This is a genomic window from Clavibacter sp. A6099, from assembly GCF_021919125.1.
Taxonomy (GTDB): Bacteria; Actinomycetota; Actinomycetes; order Actinomycetales; family Microbacteriaceae; genus Clavibacter; species Clavibacter seminis.
Genome location: NZ_CP083439.1, coordinates 672,454 through 691,842, shown reverse-complemented (window position 1 = coordinate 691,842; position 19,389 = coordinate 672,454). Strand labels below are relative to the sequence as shown.

General features: G+C 73.9%; 18 protein-coding genes. 10 read left to right on the top strand and 8 right to left on the bottom strand.

Annotated elements, in window-relative coordinates; genetic code table 11:
• Positions 1–58 precede the first annotated feature (58 nt).
• On the bottom strand, positions 59–307 hold the full coding sequence (locus KYT88_RS03380; RefSeq protein ID WP_043585105.1) for a hypothetical protein: 249 nt from the start codon (positions 305–307) through the stop codon (positions 59–61).
• A 286-nt stretch (positions 308–593) separates the two neighbouring features.
• Here KYT88_RS03380 and KYT88_RS03375 point away from each other — a divergent pair, with 286 nt between their 5' ends.
• Positions 594–836 (top strand): hypothetical protein, encoded by a 243-nt coding sequence (locus tag KYT88_RS03375; RefSeq protein ID WP_051629283.1) that lies wholly within the window; start codon positions 594–596, stop codon positions 834–836.
• A 22-nt stretch (positions 837–858) separates the two neighbouring features.
• On the opposite strand, the gene KYT88_RS15920 is transcribed toward KYT88_RS03375, so the two are convergent.
• From KYT88_RS15920 to KYT88_RS03365, 3 genes are all read right to left on the bottom strand, one after another.
• The gene (locus KYT88_RS15920) at positions 859–987 is read right to left on the bottom strand and encodes a hypothetical protein (RefSeq protein ID WP_255720078.1); all 129 of its coding nucleotides are present in this window, start codon (positions 985–987) and stop codon (positions 859–861) included.
• A gap of 92 nt (positions 988–1,079) precedes the next feature.
• Entirely contained in the window at positions 1,080–2,369 is a 1,290-nt protein-coding gene (locus KYT88_RS03370; protein ID WP_043585107.1) for an adenylosuccinate synthase, read from the bottom strand.
• 82 nt (positions 2,370–2,451) lie between these two features.
• Entirely contained in the window at positions 2,452–2,928 is a 477-nt protein-coding gene (locus tag KYT88_RS03365) for a DUF3151 domain-containing protein (protein WP_043585109.1), read from the bottom strand.
• Positions 2,929–3,210: 282 nt separating this feature from the next.
• On the opposite strand from KYT88_RS03365, the gene KYT88_RS03360 reads away from it, so the two are divergent.
• The 4 genes from KYT88_RS03360 to KYT88_RS03345 all read left to right on the top strand — a co-directional run bounded on the left by KYT88_RS03360 (position 3,211) and on the right by KYT88_RS03345 (position 12,290).
• Positions 3,211–7,200: a GDSL-type esterase/lipase family protein gene (locus KYT88_RS03360; RefSeq protein WP_051629284.1), complete on the top strand. Its 3,990-nt coding sequence runs from the start codon at positions 3,211–3,213 to the stop codon at positions 7,198–7,200.
• A 343-nt stretch (positions 7,201–7,543) separates the two neighbouring features.
• Positions 7,544–8,029 (top strand): hypothetical protein, encoded by a 486-nt coding sequence (locus KYT88_RS03355; protein WP_156032191.1) that lies wholly within the window; start codon positions 7,544–7,546, stop codon positions 8,027–8,029.
• A gap of 68 nt (positions 8,030–8,097) precedes the next feature.
• Positions 8,098–9,264, top strand: a complete 1,167-nt coding sequence (locus tag KYT88_RS03350; RefSeq protein WP_043585113.1) for an exonuclease SbcCD subunit D — start codon at positions 8,098–8,100, stop codon at positions 9,262–9,264.
• Positions 9,264–12,290: an AAA family ATPase gene (locus tag KYT88_RS03345; protein ID WP_237583763.1), complete on the top strand. Its 3,027-nt coding sequence runs from the start codon at positions 9,264–9,266 to the stop codon at positions 12,288–12,290. The genes KYT88_RS03350 and KYT88_RS03345 overlap by 1 nt, the downstream gene beginning before the upstream one ends.
• A gap of 42 nt (positions 12,291–12,332) precedes the next feature.
• Here the strand turns inward: KYT88_RS03345 and KYT88_RS03340 are convergent, their stop codons facing one another.
• Positions 12,333–12,536 (bottom strand): hypothetical protein, encoded by a 204-nt coding sequence (locus tag KYT88_RS03340; protein WP_011931895.1) that lies wholly within the window; start codon positions 12,534–12,536, stop codon positions 12,333–12,335.
• A gap of 341 nt (positions 12,537–12,877) precedes the next feature.
• Between KYT88_RS03340 and KYT88_RS03335 the strand changes: the two genes are divergently transcribed.
• The 4 genes from KYT88_RS03335 (at position 12,878) to KYT88_RS03320 (ending at position 17,732) form a co-directional block, all read left to right on the top strand.
• Positions 12,878–14,188: an AraC family transcriptional regulator gene (locus KYT88_RS03335; RefSeq protein WP_043585115.1), complete on the top strand. Its 1,311-nt coding sequence runs from the start codon at positions 12,878–12,880 to the stop codon at positions 14,186–14,188.
• A 93-nt stretch (positions 14,189–14,281) separates the two neighbouring features.
• Positions 14,282–14,965, top strand: a complete 684-nt coding sequence (locus KYT88_RS03330; RefSeq protein WP_043585117.1) for a TetR/AcrR family transcriptional regulator — start codon at positions 14,282–14,284, stop codon at positions 14,963–14,965.
• Positions 14,962–15,630, top strand: coding sequence for a hypothetical protein (locus tag KYT88_RS03325; protein WP_043585780.1), 669 nt, complete (start codon positions 14,962–14,964; stop codon positions 15,628–15,630). The genes KYT88_RS03330 and KYT88_RS03325 overlap by 4 nt, the downstream gene beginning before the upstream one ends.
• Complete coding sequence (locus KYT88_RS03320) at positions 15,627–17,732, top strand: YhgE/Pip family protein (RefSeq protein ID WP_043585118.1); 2,106 nt, start codon at positions 15,627–15,629, stop codon at positions 17,730–17,732. The genes KYT88_RS03325 and KYT88_RS03320 overlap by 4 nt, the downstream gene beginning before the upstream one ends.
• 20 nt (positions 17,733–17,752) lie before the next feature.
• Here KYT88_RS03320 and KYT88_RS03315 read toward each other — a convergent pair whose 3' ends face one another.
• From KYT88_RS03315 to KYT88_RS03305, 3 genes are read right to left on the bottom strand one after another with little or no spacing between them, the layout of a single operon-like run.
• A complete protein-coding gene (locus KYT88_RS03315; protein WP_043585120.1) occupies positions 17,753–18,040 on the bottom strand; it encodes a hypothetical protein in 288 nt (95 codons plus the stop codon).
• Positions 18,037–18,657, bottom strand: a complete 621-nt coding sequence (locus KYT88_RS03310) for an HD domain-containing protein (protein WP_200871142.1) — start codon at positions 18,655–18,657, stop codon at positions 18,037–18,039. Before KYT88_RS03310 ends, KYT88_RS03315 begins: the two co-directional genes overlap by 4 nt.
• A gap of 13 nt (positions 18,658–18,670) precedes the next feature.
• Complete coding sequence (locus tag KYT88_RS03305) at positions 18,671–18,934, bottom strand: heme-copper oxidase family protein (protein WP_043585124.1); 264 nt, start codon at positions 18,932–18,934, stop codon at positions 18,671–18,673.
• A gap of 35 nt (positions 18,935–18,969) precedes the next feature.
• Here KYT88_RS03305 and KYT88_RS03300 point away from each other — a divergent pair, with 35 nt between their 5' ends.
• A complete protein-coding gene (locus KYT88_RS03300) occupies positions 18,970–19,350 on the top strand; it encodes a VOC family protein (RefSeq protein WP_043585127.1) in 381 nt (126 codons plus the stop codon).
• The last annotated feature ends 39 nt before the right edge of the window (positions 19,351–19,389 follow it).

Genomic DNA, 19,389 nt, shown 5'->3' with positions numbered 1-19,389 from the left:
GCGTCACCGCGAGGTCACGGGCTTCTCCGAGATCCAGCGATGTGATGGTCAGCAACTGCTATCGCTCGATTTCCTCGGTGTCATCGGAATCGCGGACGAACGCGCCGCGAGCGAGCAGGGCGACCCCCGCGAGGAGGACGAGGACCGCGGCGACCTGAGTCGCCCAGCCCGCAGCGCTGTCCTTGCCGACGATGGACTGCACCGCCTCGTGATTGCGGATGAGCATCCACGCCAGGAAGACGCCGACGAGCGCGATGCCCGAACCGATGAAGAGGGCTGTGCGCAGACGGTTCCGATCGTGACCCATGGGAGACCTCCTCACACCCTTCCGTGCTCTCACCAGCCGACCGTGGCGGCCATCGCGGTGTCCGAGGAACCGCCTGTGATCACCGTACCGGCCGGATCACCCGGCCTCTGTAGTCGCTTCGGGGGACACGCCCCGGGTACTCTCCCGGTCGCGGCAATCGGACCGCGGCCGCAGAGCGACCTCGGCCCGAGCGGCCCGACCCCGCGGCATCGTGGCGGGGCGGGCTCCCGCGCAGCTGGGCTACGCGACCGCCGCGGCCGCGGCCACGGCCCGCCGGTAGGGCGTCGTGGACTGGCTGGTCGCCGAGGAGACCCTCGATGCGCTCGGCCTGGGCTACCTCGCCGACCCGCACGAGCTGATGCTCGAGGACGGTTCGTGGCTGCGCGTGCGGATCGCCGAGGTGTCGCCCGAGGAGATCAGGGTGACGAAGGACGAGTGGGGCGAGACGACCGCGACGCAGCTGTCGTACACCGTGCCCTTCCCGGTGGACGAGCACCTGCTCCGCCCCGCGGATCCGCTCCAGCGGTAGCGTGCCGCCCTCCGGACCTGCCCTACCGGTCGACGACGAGCCGCCGCAGCTCCGCCGACGACACGTAGCCGAAGCGGTGCAGCTCGCGCCAGGCCGCGACGTACTGCTCCTGGCCCATGTCGAGGTCCGCCTGGAGGCGCGCGCGGTTCATGGTGCGGGCGTCCGCGCGGCTGAGGAAGCGCGCGAGGTCCGACGCGTCCGTGCCGAGGCGGGCGTCGTCGGCCCAGCCGTCGTGGATCAGGGTCAGGCCTCGAGGAGGTCGTGCAGCACGACGACCTGCTCGCGCTCCGGGCCCACGCCGATGGCGGAGATGCGGGCGCCGCTCATGCGCTCGATGGCCGTCACGTAGTCCTGCGCGGCCTTCGGCAGGTCCTCGAAGCGGCGGCAGGCCGTGATGTCCTCCTGCCAGCCCGGGAACTCCTCGTAGATGGGGGTCGCGTGGTGGAAGTCGGACTGCGAGACGGGCACCTCGTCGTGGCGCACGCCGTCGACGTCGTAGGCGACGCAGACCGGGATGGTCGCGAGGCCCGAGAGCACGTCGAGCTTGGTGAGCACGAAGTCGGTGACGCCGTTGATGCGGGCCGTGTAGCGCGCGATGGGCGCGTCGTACCAGCCGCAGCGGCGCGGGCGGCCCGTGGTGGTGCCGAACTCGAAGCCCTTGGCGCGCAGGTACTCGCCCGACTCGTCGTGGAGCTCCGTGGGGAACGGGCCGGCGCCGACGCGGGTCGTGTACGCCTTGACGACCGCGATGATCCGCTCGAGGCGGTTCGGCGCGACGCCCGAGCCCGTGGCCGCGCCGCCGGACGTGGCGCTCGACGACGTGACGAACGGGTACGTGCCGTGGTCGATGTCGAGCATGGTGGCCTGGCCGGCCTCGAACAGGACCGTCTTGCCCGCGTCGAGCGCGGCGTTCAGCTCGAGCGACGCGTCGCCGACCATCGGGCGCAGGCGCTCCACGTAGGAGAGCAGGCTCTCGACGATCTCCTCGGCCGAGATGGCGCGGCGGTTGTAGATCTTGACGAGCATGTGGTTCTTGGCGTCGAGGGCCGCCTCCACCTTCTGGCGCAGGATGTTCTCGTCGAAGAGGTCCTGGATCCGGATGCCGACGCGGTTGATCTTGTCCGCGTACGTGGGCCCGATGCCGCGGCCGGTGGTGCCGATCTGGCGCTTGCCGAGGAAGCGCTCCGTGACCTTGTCGATGGTGCGGTGGTAGTGCGTGATGACGTGCGCGTTGGCGCTCACGCGGAGCTTCGACACGTCGACGCCGCGGGCGGCGAGCGCGTCCAGCTCGTGGAAGAGCACCTCGATGTCGACCACGACGCCGTTGCCGATGACGGGCACGACGCCCGGCGTGAGGATGCCCGACGGCAGCAGGTGCAGCGCGTACTTCTCGTCGCCGACGACGACCGTGTGGCCGGCGTTGTTGCCGCCGTTGAACTTGACGACGTAGTCGACGCGGCTGCCGAGGAGGTCGGTCGCGCGTCCCTTGCCCTCGTCACCCCACTGGGCTCCGATGATCACTACTGCGGGCATGGCTCACTCCTCGTCGGGGGCGGGTCGGTCGGGGTGGATCGGGTGGCGTGCGGTGGTGCGGGCGGTGCGGTGGTGCGGTGGGTCAGTCCTGGCCGCGGATGACGATGGCCTCCGTGGGCGGGAGCGCCCCGGCCGTCATCGCCTCGATGTGGCCGGCGGCCGTGGGATCCGCGTCGCGCAGGAAGGCGCTGAGGCGCGAGACCTCGTCCTCCTCGCCGATGGCGGCGGCCGCCCGACGGAGCGCGTAGAGGGAGCGGAGCACGCCGCGGTTGGGCTCGTGGCTCCACGGCACGGGGCCCTGGCCCTTCCAGCCGGACTTCCGCAGGGAGTCGAGGCCGCGGTGGTAGCCGACGCGCGCGAAGGCGTAGGAGGCGATGCGGTCGCCCTGCACGTACGCGGAATCCGCGAGCAGCGCCCAGACGAGCGACGACTGCGGGTGGTCGGCGGCGATGGCGCCGAGGGTGTCGTGGTGGCCGTCGGCATCCTGGATGCGGGCAGCGACCTCGGGCTCGTCGGCCAGGCGCGTCTCGGGCACGCCGAGCAGGTTCTCTCCAGTCACACTCGATCCTACCAAGGCGGCTCTCCGGGCAGGCCGGGTGGGCGGTGCCGCCTGCAGGCCCGGGCGGCGCGATCCGCCGAGCCGACGCGTCGGCTCGCGCGGCCCATCCCGAGCATGTGCATGGATCGCCCGACGTGCCCATACCACCGCCATGCTGACCGAGTCCCGTGAGCGAACTTCCCTCCCCGATCGCGGCTCTCACCGGGACCACGATCCGAGGAGCCCCCGTTGGCGCACGCACTCCGCCCTTCGTCTGCACGCCGACCACGCCGCTGGATCTCCGTGACGCTCGCCGTCTCGGTCGCCGCCGGACTCCTGACCGGGACGGGCGCCACGGCTTCCGACGCGGCCCCGAGTCCGACGGCAGCGCGCACGGCAGGAGCCCTCCCCGCGGAGGACGATGCCTCCCAGGTCGCGCCGGTCGATCGCGACCGCCTGCTCGGCACCGGGTGGAAGGATTCTCGGGACCGCGCCACGACGGCGATCGGGAACCCGGACGGCTTCACGATCTACGCAGCGGACGCATCCGCCGGGTACGCCTGGGCGCCCGTGGCGACGCTCTCTGTCCCGGGCGTCGAGACCGATCGCTGGATCGGCAACACCTGCCTCACGCAGGACGGCTCCCGCATGGGCGTGGTCTACGGCACGCGCGCCATGACGAACGACCCGCGGCTCTTCGATGCAGGGGCCTGGGGTGCGATCGTGGACATGGCGAACGGGCAGGTCACGCAGCTCGGGCGCGGCTTCTCGCTGGCGTACTTCGACCCCGGCTGCGGCACGGGCGACGACGTGGTCATGACGGCCTTCACCGAGGACGCGCAGACGCGGCTGGTGCGCGTGGACGCGTCGGCGCCGGAGAAGCAGTCGATCACGGCGCTCCCATTCGAGGCGGCCTCCGCGATCCCCGTGGCGTCCGGGATCGTCGCGGGCGCCTCCGGCTCGGTCGTGCACGTGTCACCGGACGGGACGACGACGACGCTCGCCGCGGCCTCAGGAGTCCCGTACGACATGACCACGACGGATGGAGACGATGTCCTGTTCGTCGACAAGCAGGACGCCACCGCGTCGGTCCGGTCGGTTCCCTCCGAGCCCACCGGCGAGGCGAGCCATCCCGCTCCGCTCGCGACCGGTCCCGTCGCCGACCTCGGGATCGAGCGCGACGCGGCCGGGCACGCGTACGTCACGGGCAAGACCCCCACGGTCACAGGCGACCTCCCCACGGGGACATCGTTGCTGCGGTCCCCGACCACCGCCGGCATCTCGTCGACCGGCCAGCTGATCGTGACGGGCACCACGGACACGAGCGGCGCGACCACCGACAGCACGGACGAGATCCCCCCGGTGAAGGTGGACGCGACCTCGGCCGTGACCCAGGAGGACCTCGCCTTCGTCGTCCCGCCCGGGCAGCCCGACTCCGCCGGCTCGCCGGGCGGATCCGCACCTGCCGCAGGAGCGGGACGCGTGCGCACCCAGAGCCTGGGCCGGTCGGCCGCGGCCGTCGTGGGCGACCCGCACAACCCCATCGAGTCCGAGGCCACCTGCGCCATCCCCCGCAACAACCCCGCTGACCAGGCGATGCAGCCGAAGCCGAGGCAGGTCGAGTGGGCGGTCGACCAGGCCGTGACGGGCACCCTCGACAAGCCCCGGACGTCCGCGTACCTCGCCGCCGCCGGCCTCAACGGCTCCACACCGCAGGGCATGTTCCCTCGCGTGGCGCTCGCCGGGGGCGGGAACGTCCCCGCGCAGGTGATGCTGGGCATCATCGCGCAGGAGTCGAACCTCTGGCAGGCGTCCCGGTACACCACGCCCGGCGTGACCGGGAATCCCCTCGTCGGCAACTTCTACGGCAACGACGTGAGCTCCGCGAGCTTCAGCTGGACCGCCGACTTCTCCAAGTCCGACTGCGGATACGGCGTCGCGCAGATCACCGACGGGATGCGCAAGGCCGGAACAGGGCAGACCGCTCGTCCTGCCCAGGCGCAGCGCGCGATCGCGCTCGACTACGCCTCCAACGTCGCCGCCGGGCTGCAGATCATCAGCCAGAAGTGGAACGACACCCGGGCGGCCGGACTCGTCGTCAACGACGGGAATCCCGCCTACATCGAGAACTGGTTCTACGCGATCTGGGCCTACAACTCCGGCTTCCACCCGGAGTCCGAGAAGGCGGCCAACGGCGGGGCATGGGGCGTCGGTTGGTCGAACAACCCGGCGAACCCCAAGTACGCGCAGAACCGCGCCCCGTTCCTCGAGCTCGGTGCCGCCGACGCGTCCCGACCCCAGAACTGGCCCTATCCGGAGAAGGTGCTCGGCTTCGCCGCCTGGTCGCTGCAGCTCTACGAGGACGCCACCAAGGCGGTGACCGGATTCGTGCCGTCCTGGTGGAACACCGAGAAGGCACGGACCGAGGTCAAGCCGCCGGTGGACCTGTTCTGCGTGGCGAGCGTCGACGACTGCGATCCGTCGACGAGCCAGAAGCCCACAGCCCCTGGCCTGTCCGGGGAGCCCGCCGGTCCGTGCACCCACACTGACGCGAATGGTCAGCTCGACCTCCGCTGCTGGATGCACGGTTCGGTGACATGGAAGGGCGACTGCGCGAGCACCTGCGGCCACGGCTCCCTGCGCTTCTCCGCCGGATACGCGGAGCAGGCGGACGGCACCGCCTTCTCGCCCGACTGCGCGGTGCAGGCACCCCGTGCCGGGTCCCCTCAGTCCCGGGACACCCTCCCGAGCTCCGCCCTCGTGGTCGATGACACCACGGTGGCACCCATCCGTCCCTGCACGCGTCAGTCGACCCACGGGACCTTCCAGTTCACGTTCGGCGCCGGTGCCGGCGGATACCCGAGCAAGATCGACACGCATCAGCTCGGCGCCGGGTGGAACTCGCACTTCTGGTTCGCGCACACGCGGCAGGCAGGGACGGACAGCGACCTCCACGGCGCACTCGACGTGACGGGCCGATGGACTCTCGACCGGTCGCTCGCAGGGAAGTGGACGCGGGTCTTCGTGCACCTCCCCGACCACGGGGCGTGGACCCAACAGGCCTCCTACGCGATCGGCCTCGGCGACGGCACCATCAAGAACAGGGTGATCCCGCAGCGCACCCAGACCAACGCCTGGGTCTCGCTCGGCGTGTTCCCGATGAACGGGATCCCCACCGTGTCGCTCTCGAACCTCACGCACGACGGCGACGGCGTCGACGACATCGCCTGGGACGCGGTGGCCTTCCAGCCGCTGGCGGCCAAGCCGGACAACATCGTGGTCGCGATGGGCGACTCCTACTCCTCGGGTGAGGGCAGCTCCGAGAGCGGCGGCGGGAACTTCTACCGGGAGACCGACCTCTACGGAGCCCACTCGACCTCCAGCGCCCCGGCGTACGACAGCGACGTGGCGAACAACCGCTCCAGGAACGCCTGCCACCGCTCCGACCGCGCCTGGTCCCGCGAAGCGACGCTCCCAGGCAACGCCTCGCCTATCGGCGATCTCGCCGACACCTACGACAGCTCGATGGACTACCACCTCATCGCCTGCTCGGGGGCGCTGACGCAGCATGTGCTGCCGTACTACTCCGTGGCGCCTTCCGCAGCTCCGTCGGTCGTCTACAGGAACAACACCCTCAACGGGCAGTTCGGCAAGTACCGCGAGGTGAGTCAATTGGACTCAGGCTTCCTCGACGAGAACACGACCTTGGTCACCATCTCCATCGGAGGGAACGACGCCAGGTTCTCCGAGATCGTGGCCGCATGCGTCAGTCTCCTCACGGACTGCGAGACGCAGTCGCTTCCCGGCGACACGGAGAAGATGCCCCAGGCGACCGCCGAGCGCGCCGCGAAGGACGTGACACCGGCGGTGACGACCGTCCTCTCCCAGATCCACAAGAAGGCCCCGAATGCGAAGGTGCTCGTCATGGGATATCCCAACGTGTTCGGAGGAGATGTCATCGCCTGCATGGGCATACCTAAGGAGGAGGGCGATTGGCTGAGAGGCGCCTCCCTCGAGGTGAACGAGGCGCTCAAGGACGGCACCTCGGCCGCGAACTCAGCGCTCGGCAGCATCTTCGCGACCTTTCAGGATCCTGTGCCCTACTTCGCCGGCCATGAGGTGTGCACGAGCGACAACTACCTCAACGGCATCAGGACCGACCTCTCTCCCGGAGACGATCCGAACCTCGGCCCCTACCCGTTCCACACCGGGGTCACCTCCGCGCAGAGCGTGCATCCCAATGCACTGGGCCAAGCGGCCTACGCTCGTGCCATGACCGATGCGCTGAAGTGATGTGTGCCGAGCGGCCTGTTCCTCGGACGGAATGACGTTCATGCCACATGCCGCGACCGGTCTACCGGAGCACACTCGCACTCGCCGTCTGCCCGCATGGAGTATCGCCGTCATGCTCGCCGGCGCTCTCAGCATCGCCGGATGCGCACCTTCCGGAGTCGAGGTATCACCTCGCCTCGGAGACGGCAATCTCCCGCATGCCACCGAGCTGGTGACCGCCACCGTCACCCCGCCCGGCCTCACGAGGGCCGGGCTCCGGGTGACGGCCGGCTGCGGGGTGGGCGGTGACGGTCCGGAGGGTCAGATCTTCCCCGATCACCGTCCCCGGGAGTACGGGTGCAGCGTGACCGCGGAGGCCGCCTACGCGCTGCCCGGCCAGGAGACGGCGCGATCGGCCGTCCAGGCCGCGGAGGCCGCGATGACACAGGCGGGTTGCAGCACCAGCGAGCCGGCGTCGGCGACCCTCTCGGAGCAGGACCTAGCCCGATTGGACACCGACCCGACCGCATCGATCGTGCAGGTGGGGTACCTGTGCGATTCCCAACGCGTCGACGTCTACTTCGGCCGGAGCGACTCCGTCGCCATGCAGGAGGACACCGACAGGCTGTCCGAACATGGCGGCGGCACCGCGGTCCGAGAGGATCCTCGCCTCGATCTGTCGTCCCTCTCATCCGCGCTCGAAGCGCGCGAGCACGTGACGAACAGGTTCATGGTCGTCATCTTCTCCGGACGCAGCTACCTGTCGATCCAGGAGTGCGGCATGCGCGCCTGCGACACGCACGGCGAGCCCGTCATCCCCGACACGTCGTTCCCGACGCCGCAGCCGTGAGCCCCGGCCGTGTCGGCGCCCTCCGGTAGCGTGACGGGAACCGCCGCTCGCCCCGAGGAAGGACCCGCGTGCGCATCCTCCACACGAGCGACTGGCACCTCGGGCGCACCCTCCACGGCGAGGACCTGCACGCGCATCACGCGGCGTTCCTCGACCACATCGTCGATGTCGTGCGCGAGCGGGAGGTCGACGTCGTGCTCGTCGCGGGCGACGTCTACGACCGCGCGGTGCCGGGCGTGCCGAGCGTGCGGCTGCTCGGGGACGCGCTCGCGCGGCTGAGCGCGCTCGCGACCGTCATCGTCACGCCCGGCAACCACGACTCCGCGGCGCGGCTCGGGTTCGCATCGGCGCTGCTGCGGGACGGGCTCCACATCCTGGCGTCGGCCGAGACGCTGGATCAGCCCATCGTGGTGGAGGACGCCGGCGGGCCGGTCGCGTTCTACGGGGTGCCGTACCTGGATCCGGATGCCGTGCGCGCGACGCTCGCCGCGCCCGGGTCGCCTCCCCTCCCGCGCTCGCACGAGGCCGTGCTGGGTGCCGCGATGGATCGGGTGCGCGCGGACGCCGCCGCCCGGCCCGACGCGCGCGTGGTCGTCGTCGCGCACGCGTTCGTCACGGGTGCTGCGCCGAGCGAGAGCGAGCGGGACATCCGCGTGGGCGGGTTCGACCAGGTGCCGGCGTCGGTGTTCCGGGGCGCGGACTACGTGGCGCTCGGGCACCTGCACGGGGCGCAGGAGGTGCGGGCGGGCGGATCCGCGCGGCCGGTCGTCCGCTACTCCGGCTCGCCGCTCGCGTTCTCCTTCGGCGAGCGGATGCAGCGGAAGTCGAGCGCGCTCGTGGAGCTGGCGGCCGACGGATCCAGCACGGTCGAGCTGATCCCGGCGCCGGTGCCGCGGCGGCTGGCGGAGGTCACGGGGACGCTCGCGGAGATCGTCGACGGGCGGCACGCCGACCTCGTCGACGCGTGGCTGCGCGTGCACGTGACGGATCCCGTGCACCCGCCGCACCTCGTCGCGCGTGTGCGGGAGGCGCTGCCGCACGCGCTCGTCGTGCTGCACGAGCCCGAGGGACGGGTCGAGGGCGTGCGGTCGCGCGTGGTCGACGCGACGACGGATCCGCTCGAGGTCGCCGCCGACTTCGTCGAGTACGCGACCGGCGCGCCGCCCACCGAGGCCGAGGCGCTCGTGCTCCGCCAGGCGTACGAGCACGCCCTCGCCGCGGACCGGAGCGCCTGATGGACCTGCACCGGCTCACGCTCCAGGCGATCGGGCCGTTCGCCGGCGAGCACGTCATCGACCTCGCGGAGCTCGGGCGGTCGGGGCTGTTCCTGCTGGAGGGGCCGACCGGATCCGGCAAGTCGACGCTCATCGACGCCGTCGTGTTCGCGCTCTACGGGTCGCTCGCGAGCGAGGGCTCGAGCCGCGACCGGCTGCACAGCCACCACGCGACGCCCGGCGTGGAGCCGTACGTGGAGCTGGTGTTCGAGACGGCCGCGGGGATCCACCGCATCCGCCGCAGCCCGCAGCACCAGCGCCCGAAGGCCCGCGGCACGGGCACCACGAACCAGAACGCGACGGCCACGCTCGTGCGGCTCTCGTCGCCGGACGCCGACGCGGGCGAGGTCGTCGGCACCAGCACGCAGGAGGTCGGCACGGAGGTCGCGCGGATCGTGGGCCTCACGCGCGCGCAGTTCGTGCAGACGGTCGTGCTGCCGCAGGGCGAGTTCGCGGAGTTCCTGCGCTCGACGGGCGAGCAGCGGCGGCTCGTGCTGCAGTCGCTCTTCGGCACGGCCGTGTACGAGCGGACCGCCGCGCAGCTCGGCGAGATGCGCAAGGCCGCGAAGGCGCGCACCGACGCCGCCGACGCGAAGGTCGCCGAGGCGCTCACGGGGCTGCGCGAGGCGACGCGGGTGGATGCGCTGGAGATCGCCGACGCTCCCGACACCGTGCGGCTGCTGGCCGAGCTGGCGGACGCGGCGGAGGCGGCGCGCGCGGAGGACGAGGGAGCGCGCCAGGACGCGGCGATCGCGCTCGCCGACGCGGAGCGGGTGACGCGCGCGCTCGACAGGCGGCGGGCGCTGATCGCGCGCGAGGAGGCCGTGCGCGCGGCGGCCGAGGAGATCACCGGGCTTGCGCGGCGCGTCGAGGAGGCACGGCGGGCGGCGGCGGTCGCGGGCCAGCTGGCCGCGCGCGACCGGGCGGACGCGGAGAAGACGACGGCCGAGGTCGACGACGACGACGCCCGCGCGGCATGCCGGGCGGAGCGGGCCGCCCTCGCGAGCGCGACCGCCCCGGCGCTGGCCGAGCGGCGCGACGCGCTCGTGGCCGAGCTGGCGACGCTGGCCGACGCGGAGGCTCGCGAGCGCGGGCTGCCCCGGCGTCGCGCCGACGTGCGGGCCGCCGAGGACGCGGTCACGGCACGCGAGGCGGAGGCGGACGCGGCGGAGGCGGCGCTCGCGGAGCGGCCGGCCGAGCGGATCCCGCTGGTCGAGGCCCGGGACGCCGCGGCGGCCGCGGCCGGCGGCGTCGACCAGGCGCGGGCGGCGGTCGCCGAGGCGGAGGCGACCCGGCGTCGCGTTGCCGAGCTCGAGGGGCTGGAGGCGCGGATCCGCGCGGCCCGGGATGCCCTCGACGTGCGCTCCGCCGCCGCGACGACCGCCGTGCGCCACGAGGCGGAGCTGCGGCAGCGGAAGATCCGGGGGCTCGCGGGCGAGCTGGCCGCGGAGCTGGAGGACGGCGTCCCGTGCCCGGTGTGCGGCGCGGCCGACCACCCGCATCCCGCGCCGAGCGCGCCCGGGCACCCGGACGACGACGAGATCGAGCGGGCCGCGGAGGCGCGCGCCCGGGCGGAGGCGGCGCAGGGTGACGCGGTGGCGGCGCTCTCGGCCGAGACCGCGCGGCACGAGGTGGCTGCGGCGGCGCTCGACGGGATCACTGCCGAGACCGCCGACGCCGAGGTCGTCGCCCGGGCCGCGCGTCTCGCGGAGGCCGAGGCGGCGGGCGGCGCGCTCCGGGCTGCGGAGGCCGCGGTCGTCGCGCACGACGCGGAGACCGAGCGGATCCGCACCCGCCGCGACGACGCCCGCGCCGCGCTCTCGGGGCTGCGCGAGCGGGTGATCCGGGCGCGCGAGCTCCTGACGGAGGACGAGGCGGCCGTGCGCGCGGCGCTCGCGGAGCGGGACGCGGACGACACGGACGGCGCAGACACCGACGACGACACCGCGCCCGTCCCTCGCGTCGCCGCCCTCGTCGCCGACCGCGCCGCGGAACGCGCACTCGTCGACCGCCTCATCGCCCTCGGCACCGCGCGCGAGCGCACGGCCGCCGAGGCCGCCGCGCGCGCCGCCGAGCTCGACCAGGCGCTCGCCGACCGGTCGTTCGCGACCGAGGAGGACGCGCGCGCCGCCGCCCTCCCGCCGGCCGAGCTCGAGGCGGCCGCCCGGCGGGTCGCCGCGCACGAGCGGGAGCAGGCGGTCGTCGCGGAGGGGCTCGTGGATCCCGAGGTCGCGTCGCTCACGGGCGCCGAGGATCCGGATCCCGACGCCGCCCGCGCCGCCCTCGACGCCGCCCAGGCCGCGGCGCGCGCCAGCGCCGAGCGCGCCGCCCGCGCGCGCGACCGCGCCGACCGGAGCGCATCCGCCCTCGCCCGGCACGAGGCCGCCCGCCGCGAGAGCGCCCGCGCAGGCGACCAGGCGCGCGCCGCGATCCGCATGGCCGAGGTCGCGAACGCCATCACCCCCGAGAACACGCGTGGCACGACGCTCGGCACCTACGTGCTGCTCCGCCGCTTCGAGGACGTGGTGCAGGCCGCCAACGCGCGCCTCAGGATCATGTCGAGCGGCCGCTACGAGCTGGAGGTGAGCGAGGAGCGGGAGGCGACGAGCAGGTCGCGGAAGACGGGTCTCGCCCTGCAGATCCGCGACCACGTCGTCGACCGCGTGCGCGAGCCCGCGAGCTTCTCCGGCGGCGAGACCTTCTACGCGTCGCTCGCGCTCGCGCTCGGCCTCGCCGACGTCGTGCAGGCGGAGGCGGGCGGGCTCCAGCTCGGCACGCTGTTCGTCGACGAGGGCTTCGGCACGCTGGACCCCGAGACCCTCGACGCCGTCATGTCCGAGCTCGGGCGGCTCTCCTCGGGCGGCCGCACGGTGGGCATCGTCAGCCACGTGGAGGAGCTGAAGCAGCGCGTGGCCGACCGGATCGAGGTGCGGCGGCGAGCCGACGGGTCGTCGACCCTCACCTCGACGGTCGCCGACCCGGCGTGACGGGTCGCGCGCCCCGGATGCCTCAGCTGAAGGGCCCGCGCCTCAGCTGAAGGGATCGCGCCGCTTCGCCGCCAGGTGCCGACGCCAGTAGAAGGTCGCGCCGCCGCCGAGGCCCGCGGCGAGCACGAACGCGACGACGCCCACGACGCCGAGCCCGCCTCCGGTCTGCACCGTGACGACGCCGAGGGCGACCATCACGAGGCACGAGCGCAGCAGGATGAAGGCCAGGGACCGGTCGCTCGTCATGCGGCGCCTCTCGGGAGTGCGGATGCGGTGGGGGAAGCCGGCCGCGGAGTCTGAGCCTAGGCGGCCCGGCCGTGCGGATCCGGTGCGTGCCCGGGACGCCCGCGGTGCGTCTCCCGAGCGCGGATGGGGCGCACCCGGGGAGCCGCCGACCCAGGCCGTCGCAAGCGCCCGGGGGACGCATCTTCGCTCACCGGATATCCGCGGAGCGACGACCCGCTCTCCGGCGGGGCCGCGCCGAAGGACTGTCATCTCCCGGCACGAGGGAGGGGCCTGACCGCGAGTGCACGATGCATGATGAGCGGGAGGGCGGAGACGACCGACGCCCAGAGACCGCAGGAACCATGACCACCACGCTGCCCCCCATCGGGACGAGGGATGCCTCGCTCCGCGCCCGCACGCTGCACGCCGACCCCGCGGGGGTGGAGGCAGCGCTCGTCGCATCGCCGACCGCCGCGTCCGACGCCGCGTCGCTCCTCGCGCCGTCGCCGAGCGGCGGATCCTCCATCGCGTCCCCCTCCGACGCGACCCCCGACACCGCGTCGCTGAGAACCGGACCCCTCTCGCTCGTCGCAGGGGCCGGCGCGGCCGTGATGGGCATGGCCGCCGACTCCCGCGCCGCCGCCGCGACGACCGCCATGCCCGCCGCGGCGGACGCCGTCGCGGCGCCCGTCGACACAGCCACCGCCCCCGCTCCCGCCGCCGCGTCGACCGAGCCGTTCCTCCGCGCCGTCATGGCCGGCGCCGACATCGACGAGGCCACCACGAGCTTCGGCTCGATCCTCGAGGGGATCCGCTTCGCCCCGGACCGCCGCACGAAGGCCTTCTCCTACCGCTACGCGATCCTCGGCAGCGAGCGCGTCACCCTCCGCACCTCGCGCATCGCCGGCACGCAGTGGGCCGAGAGCGGTCAGCTCCCGGAGCACGTGGTCACCTGGTTCCTCGAGGGGCAGATCACGGTCGACCGCGGATCCCGCGCCGTCACCTCCCGCGGCCAGCTCCCGTTCCTCCTCCCCACCGGACGCCCGTTCCAGTACCAGGCGAGCTCCACGCGGCAGAACTGCGTCCACCTCGACGCCGGCTTCCTCGAGCAGACCGCGACCGAGTTCCACCACGGCCCCGCGCGTCCGCTGCTGTTCGAGCACCGCAGCGTGCCCAGCGCCGAGACGGCCGCCGTCTGGCGGCAGGCGGTCGCCGCAGCGGCCCCGATCATCACGGATCCGGACGCGTCGCCCCTGATGCGCCTCGAGGCCGACCTGTCCCTCGCCCGCGCGACCCTCCGCCTCTTCCCCTGGGACGACGTGGAGCTGCCCGCCGAGCTGCGCGCGCCGCGCATGGCGCACATCCGCGTGGCCGTGGAGTACCTGCACCACAACGCGCACCTGCCGATCACGCCCGCCGAGGCCGCGGCCGCCGCCGGCATCTCCACGCGCGTGCTCCAGCTCGCGCTCCGCCGCCACCACGGCCAGACGCCCACCGAGTACCTGCGCGGGATCCGCCTCCGCCGGGTGCGCGCGCAGCTCCTGGACGCGACGCCCAGCACCACGACCGTCCGCAGCGTCGCCGAGGAGTGGGGCTTCGCGCACCTCGGCCGGTTCGCGGCGTCGTACGCGGGCGTGTTCGGAGAGCTGCCGAGCGAGACCCTGCGCAGCTGATCCGAACGGGCGCGCGCACGCGGGACGGGGCGAGAGCTGGGAGCTCGCCGGACTAAGTTGCACACACGTGTGCAGGATAGCTAGCCTGGTCGCATGACCTCCCTCGCCTCCGCGCGCGCGCCCCGCAAGGACGCCGCGACCAACCGCCAGGCCCTCGTCGACGCGGCCGTGGTCGCGCTCGACCGCGACCCGGACGCCTCCCTCGAGACCATCGCCGCCGTCGCCGGGCTCAGCCGCCGCGCCGTCTACGGGCACTTCGCCACGCGAGACGACCTCGTGCGCGAGGTGCTGCAGCGCGGCGCCCGGCGCGTGGTCGAGGCGCTGGCCGGGATCACGCACGACGACAGCCGGATCCACGTCGCCCTGATCGGCGCGCGCCTCTGGGTCGAGGTCGAGCAGGTGCGCGTGATGGCCCGGGTGGCCGTCCGCGGACCTCTCGCGCGCGAGATCGGGTCCGAGCTCGCGCCGATCCGGGCCGATCTGCTGCGCGTCGTCGAGCGCGGCATCGCCGCGGGCGAGCTGCGCGGCGACATCCCCGCGGCGACGCTCGCCCGGCTGGTCGAGGGCGGCGCGCTCGCGGTGCTCGACGAGGCGACGCGCAGCGACATCGGCCGCGAGGAGGGCCACTCGCTCGTGATCCTCACCTCGCTCGCCCTCTGCGGCCTCGACTGGCGCGCGGCGGGCGAGCTCATCGCCGCCACCCCCGAGCTCCGCGAGTGCACGCCCCACGCGGCCGCCGCGCCCGCCGCGGCGGCCCGCACGGAGGCCGCGTCATGATCGTCACGCTGACCGACGCGCGCGTCGGCGACGGCCCCGCGCCCGCCCTGCCCGCGATCTCGCTCTCCTACGGCGGCCCGGAGCCCGTGATCGCGATCGCCGAGACCGAGCTGCGCCCCACCGTCCTCTCCCTCGTCGCGTCCGGCCGCATGCGGATCGACGGCGGATCCATCGCCCTCGACGGCGACGACTCGGCCGGCGTCGCCCTGCGCGTCGCCGAGCGCGTCGCGCTCGTCGACACCCCGCGGATCAACGAGCCCGCCGACGACGTCACGCTCCGCGCGGTCGTCGCCGAGGAGCTCGCCCTCGCCGGGCACCGCTCCGGCCGGCACGAGGTCGGCGTCATCCTCGACGATCAGGGCCTCGCCGACCTCGCCCGCGCCCCCTTCTCGGCCGTCCCCGCGGTCGCGCGGATCCGCCTCCTCACCACGCTCGCCGCCTCGGGCGACGGCGTCGAGGCCGTCGTCGTCACCTCGCCCGAGCGGCACGGCGGCGCGGTGGCCGAGTGGATGCGCGTCCTCCGCGACCTCGCCCGCACCGGCACCGGCGTCCTCGTCGTCACGAGCGAGGCCGCCGCCGAGGCGATCGCCGCGCTCCCCGCCGACGCCGGATCCGGCGCCATCCCCGAACCCACTCCCTCGAACGACGGAACGCAGACCCGATGAGACTGATCCCCCTGGTGCGCGCCGAGCTGACGCGCCTCACCGCCACCACCATGTCCAAGATCGCGCTCGTCGCGCTCGTGCTGGTGCCCGTGCTCTACGGCGGCCTGTACCTCTGGGCGAACCAGGATCCGTACAGCGCCCTCGACAAGGTCCCCGCCGCGCTCGTCGTCGCCGACCAGGGCGCGACGGTCGACGGGAAGCCGGTCGACTACGGCACCGACGTCGCGAAGGACGTGCTCGACGACGCCTCGTTCGACTGGCACGAGGTCTCCTCCGCCGAGGCGCGCACGGGCCTCGAGGACGGCACGTACGACTTCACGCTCACCATCCCGTCCGGCTTCTCCGCTGCGCTCTCGTCGACATCGGGCACGGATCCGCAGCAGGCCCGCGTGGTCATGGCCACCGACGACGCGAACAGCTACCTCGCCACGACCATCGCGCAGCAGGCCGGCGCGCGGATCACGAAGTCGGTCGCCTCGCGCGTCGGCACCGAGGCCGCGGGCAAGCTCCTGCTCGGCCTCGCGGACGTGCGCTCGAGCCTCGGCGACGCGGCCTCGGGCGCGCAGCAGCTCGTCGACGGCACCGCGTCCGCCCGCTCCGGCGCCGATGCGCTGGCGGACGGGACCGGGAAGCTCGCGACGGGCGCCGACACGCTCTCCTCCGGCCTCGGCCAGCTCCGCACGGGCACCGCGCAGCTGCCCGCGCAGACGCAGAAGCTCGCGACCGGCGCCGACCAGGTGGCCGCGGGCGCGTCCACCCTCTCGACCGGCGCGACGGACCTCTCGACCGGTGCCGCGGCGCTCACGCCGGGCGCACAGAAGACGGCGGAGGGCGCGCGGCAGGTGGCGGACGGGAACGCCCAGATCGCGGCCCTGGGATCCACCGCCACGGCCGGCGTCGACCAGCTCGCGGGGAGGGTGCCCGCGCTTCGGACCGCCATCCAGGACCGCATGGCGAAGGCGGGCATCCCGCAGGCCGACATCGACGCGACCCTCGCGAAGCTCGACGTGCTCGGCACCGACATCACGGGAGCCGCGTCCGGGGCCGACGGCCTCAACACGCAGCTGCAGCAGCTCGCGACCGGCAGCGAGCAGGTCGCCCAGGGCAGCGCCCAGGTCGCCGACGGCGCCGGGAAGCTGCAGACCGGATCCGCCGCGCTCGCGACCGGAGCCGGCACGCTCGCGTCCGGCAGCTCGCAGGTCGCGACGGGCGCGGACGCGCTCGCCAAGGCCTCCCCCGCCCTCGCGGACGGCATCGCGCAGGCCGCCGACGGCAGCGCGACCCTCGCCACCGGCGCGCACTCCGCCGCCGACGGCGCCACCTCGCTCGCGTCCGGGCTCGGCACGCTGCAGGACGGCACGACGAAGCTGCGCGACGGCCTCGACTCGGGGCTCGACCAGATCCCCGCCTCCACGGACGCGCAGCGGAACGCGCAGGCCGACACCATCGGCGACCCGGTCGCGCTCCGCCAGGACGCGGTGACGCAGGCCGGCGAGTACGGCGCCGGGCTCGCGCCGTTCTTCATCAGCCTCGCCGCGTGGATCGGGATCTACGCCCTGTTCCTCATCGTGAAGCCGCTGTCGCGCCGCGCGATCACGGCCCGCAGGTCGCCGCTGAGGATCACGCTCGCAGGGTGGCTGACGCCCGCGCTCCTCGGCATCGTGCAGATGGCCGGCCTCTACGCGATCGTCGCCGGCGCGCTCGGCTTCCGCATCGCCCACCCGCTCGCCATGTACGGGACGATGGTGCTCGCCTCGATCACGTTCGCGGCGATCATCCTCGCGCTCAACGTGCTGCTCGGCAGCGTCGGGCAGTTCCTCGGGCTCGTGCTCATGGTCGTGCAGCTCGTCACCGCGGGTGGCACGTTCCCCTGGCAGACCCTGCCCGGGCCGCTCGCCGCGCTGCACCACGTGCTGCCGATGAGCTTCGCGGTGGATGCGCTGCGGCAGCTCATGTACGGCGGCGACCTCGGCCAGGCGGCGCAGGACGCCGGCGTGCTCGCGCTGTGGCTGGTCGCGGGGCTCGCGGTGGCGCTGGCCGGGGCGATCCGCATCACCTCGCACCGCACGCTGCGCGACCTGCGGCCGTCGCTGATCGGCTGATCCGGGCGCGCCGGCTGCCCTCAGCGGCGGGCGCGCGGGGGTCGGTCGTCGCGACGGGCGCGGCCGCCCAGCCGGATCCCGAGCGCGAGCGCCAGGCCCGCGAGACCCGCGACGAGCACCACCGCGCCCACGATCGCGGTCGTCGTGAGGAAGTGCACCCCGGATCCGCGGAAGGGGTTCCCGGGGCCGACGGCCGCGAACGAGGCAATGACGACCGGCTGCGACAGCGCGACGACGAGGGCGATCGCCCCGCCCGCGGTCGCGAGCACCGCCACGGCGAGCAGCACGCGCATCCCGGCGCGGCTCATCGGAGCGCCTCGAGCGGGTTCGCCGCCAGCTTCGCGATGATGCCGCCGTCGACGAGGCGACGCGCGGCCGTCGCCGGCTTCCGCTCCGCCTGGTCGACGACGCAGGCGCCGAACTCGGCGGCGAGGTCACCGCGCGGATGCACCGCGAGCACCTCTCGCAGGTACTCCTCGGGGAGCGCGTCGGCCCGGGCGCCGGAGATGTCGAGGCCGGTCGCGACCTCCAGGAGGTGCCCCTCGACGTCGAGCTCCGGATCCACCGACGGCCAGTTGTGCCGCACGATCGCGTCGAGCACGCGCTGCCTGCGGGCGGCCGGCCAGCCCGCGCCCGCCGTGAGCGCGACCCCGACGTGACCGCCCGCGTGCTCGTACGACACCGTGTGGGCGTCGAACTCCGTGACCGTGCCGATGTCGTGCAGCACGGCCGAGACGTAGAGGATCTCGTGGTCCACGTCCGCCAGACCCTCGACCACCGCGAACGCCTCGGCCCAGAGCCAGGAGCGGAGCGCGTGGGCCGTGATGGCGGCGGACTGGTACGAGGTGGCGAGCTCGAGGGCCCCGCGGGCGGCGACCGTGTCGGGCACGGGGAAGTCGGCGATGCGCATGGACCACTGTGACACGGGCGGATCCCCGTCAGGCGTCGTCGCGACGGCGGCCGATCCGGATCCCCCACCAGAGCGCGAGGGCGACGACGCCGAGGGCGAGCACGGCGGCGGACACGATCGCCGCCGTCGACACCAGGTGCACGCCCGCCGGGACGAACGACTCGCCGGACAGCGGCGCGTACGCGAACCAGCCGGAGGCGGCGGGCTGCAGCAGCCCGACGCCGAGGGTCACGGCTCCGGCCACCACGGCGAGCGTCGCGACGACGAGCAGGAGGCGCAGGGATCGGGTCACGGATCCACCGTAGGGGCGGGCGCTACGGTTCTCGCATGATCCGGCTGAAGGACGTCACCTACCTCGTCCGCCACCACGACGAGGCGCTCGCGTTCTTCGTCGACGCGCTGGGCTTCGTCGTGCGGCAGGACGAGACGAGCGCGACCGGATGGCGCCGGGTGGTGGTGGGACCCGAGGGCCCGGGCGCCGGCTTCGTCCTCGCGCTCAGCGACGACGCCGACCGCGTGGGCCGGCAGGCCGGGGACGACGTCGTGTTCTTCCTCGAGACCGACGACTTCGCCGCCCAGCACGCGCGGATGCTCGCGCACGGCGTCGTCTTCCGCGAGGAGCCGCGTCACGAGCCGTACGGCACCGTCGCGGTCTTCGAGGACCCGTACGGCGCGCCGTGGGACCTCATCCAGCCGCCGGTCGGCTGACCTGCGCCGCCCGTCCACCGCGGTGCCGTGTCGCGTTCA

What these genes read in the sequence shown, in the direction of transcription:
- KYT88_RS03380 (WP_043585105.1), bottom strand. Translation starts at nt 307, where the DNA reads ATGGGTCACGATCGGAACCGTCTGCGCACAGCCCTCTTCATCGGTTCG.
- KYT88_RS15920 (WP_255720078.1), bottom strand. Translation starts at nt 987, where the DNA reads ATGAACCGCGCGCGCCTCCAGGCGGACCTCGACATGGGCCAGGAGCAG.
- KYT88_RS03370 (WP_043585107.1), bottom strand. Translation starts at nt 2,369, where the DNA reads ATGCCCGCAGTAGTGATCATCGGAGCCCAGTGGGGTGACGAGGGCAAG.
- KYT88_RS03345 (WP_237583763.1), top strand. Translation starts at nt 9,264, where the DNA reads ATGGACCTGCACCGGCTCACGCTCCAGGCGATCGGGCCGTTCGCCGGC.
- KYT88_RS03340 (WP_011931895.1), bottom strand. Translation starts at nt 12,536, where the DNA reads ATGACGAGCGACCGGTCCCTGGCCTTCATCCTGCTGCGCTCGTGCCTC.
- KYT88_RS03335 (WP_043585115.1), top strand. Translation starts at nt 12,878, where the DNA reads ATGACCACCACGCTGCCCCCCATCGGGACGAGGGATGCCTCGCTCCGC.
- KYT88_RS03330 (WP_043585117.1), top strand. Translation starts at nt 14,282, where the DNA reads ATGACCTCCCTCGCCTCCGCGCGCGCGCCCCGCAAGGACGCCGCGACC.
- KYT88_RS03325 (WP_043585780.1), top strand. Translation starts at nt 14,962, where the DNA reads ATGATCGTCACGCTGACCGACGCGCGCGTCGGCGACGGCCCCGCGCCC.
- KYT88_RS03320 (WP_043585118.1), top strand. Translation starts at nt 15,627, where the DNA reads ATGAGACTGATCCCCCTGGTGCGCGCCGAGCTGACGCGCCTCACCGCC.
- KYT88_RS03315 (WP_043585120.1), bottom strand. Translation starts at nt 18,040, where the DNA reads ATGAGCCGCGCCGGGATGCGCGTGCTGCTCGCCGTGGCGGTGCTCGCG.
- KYT88_RS03300 (WP_043585127.1), top strand. Translation starts at nt 18,970, where the DNA reads ATGATCCGGCTGAAGGACGTCACCTACCTCGTCCGCCACCACGACGAG.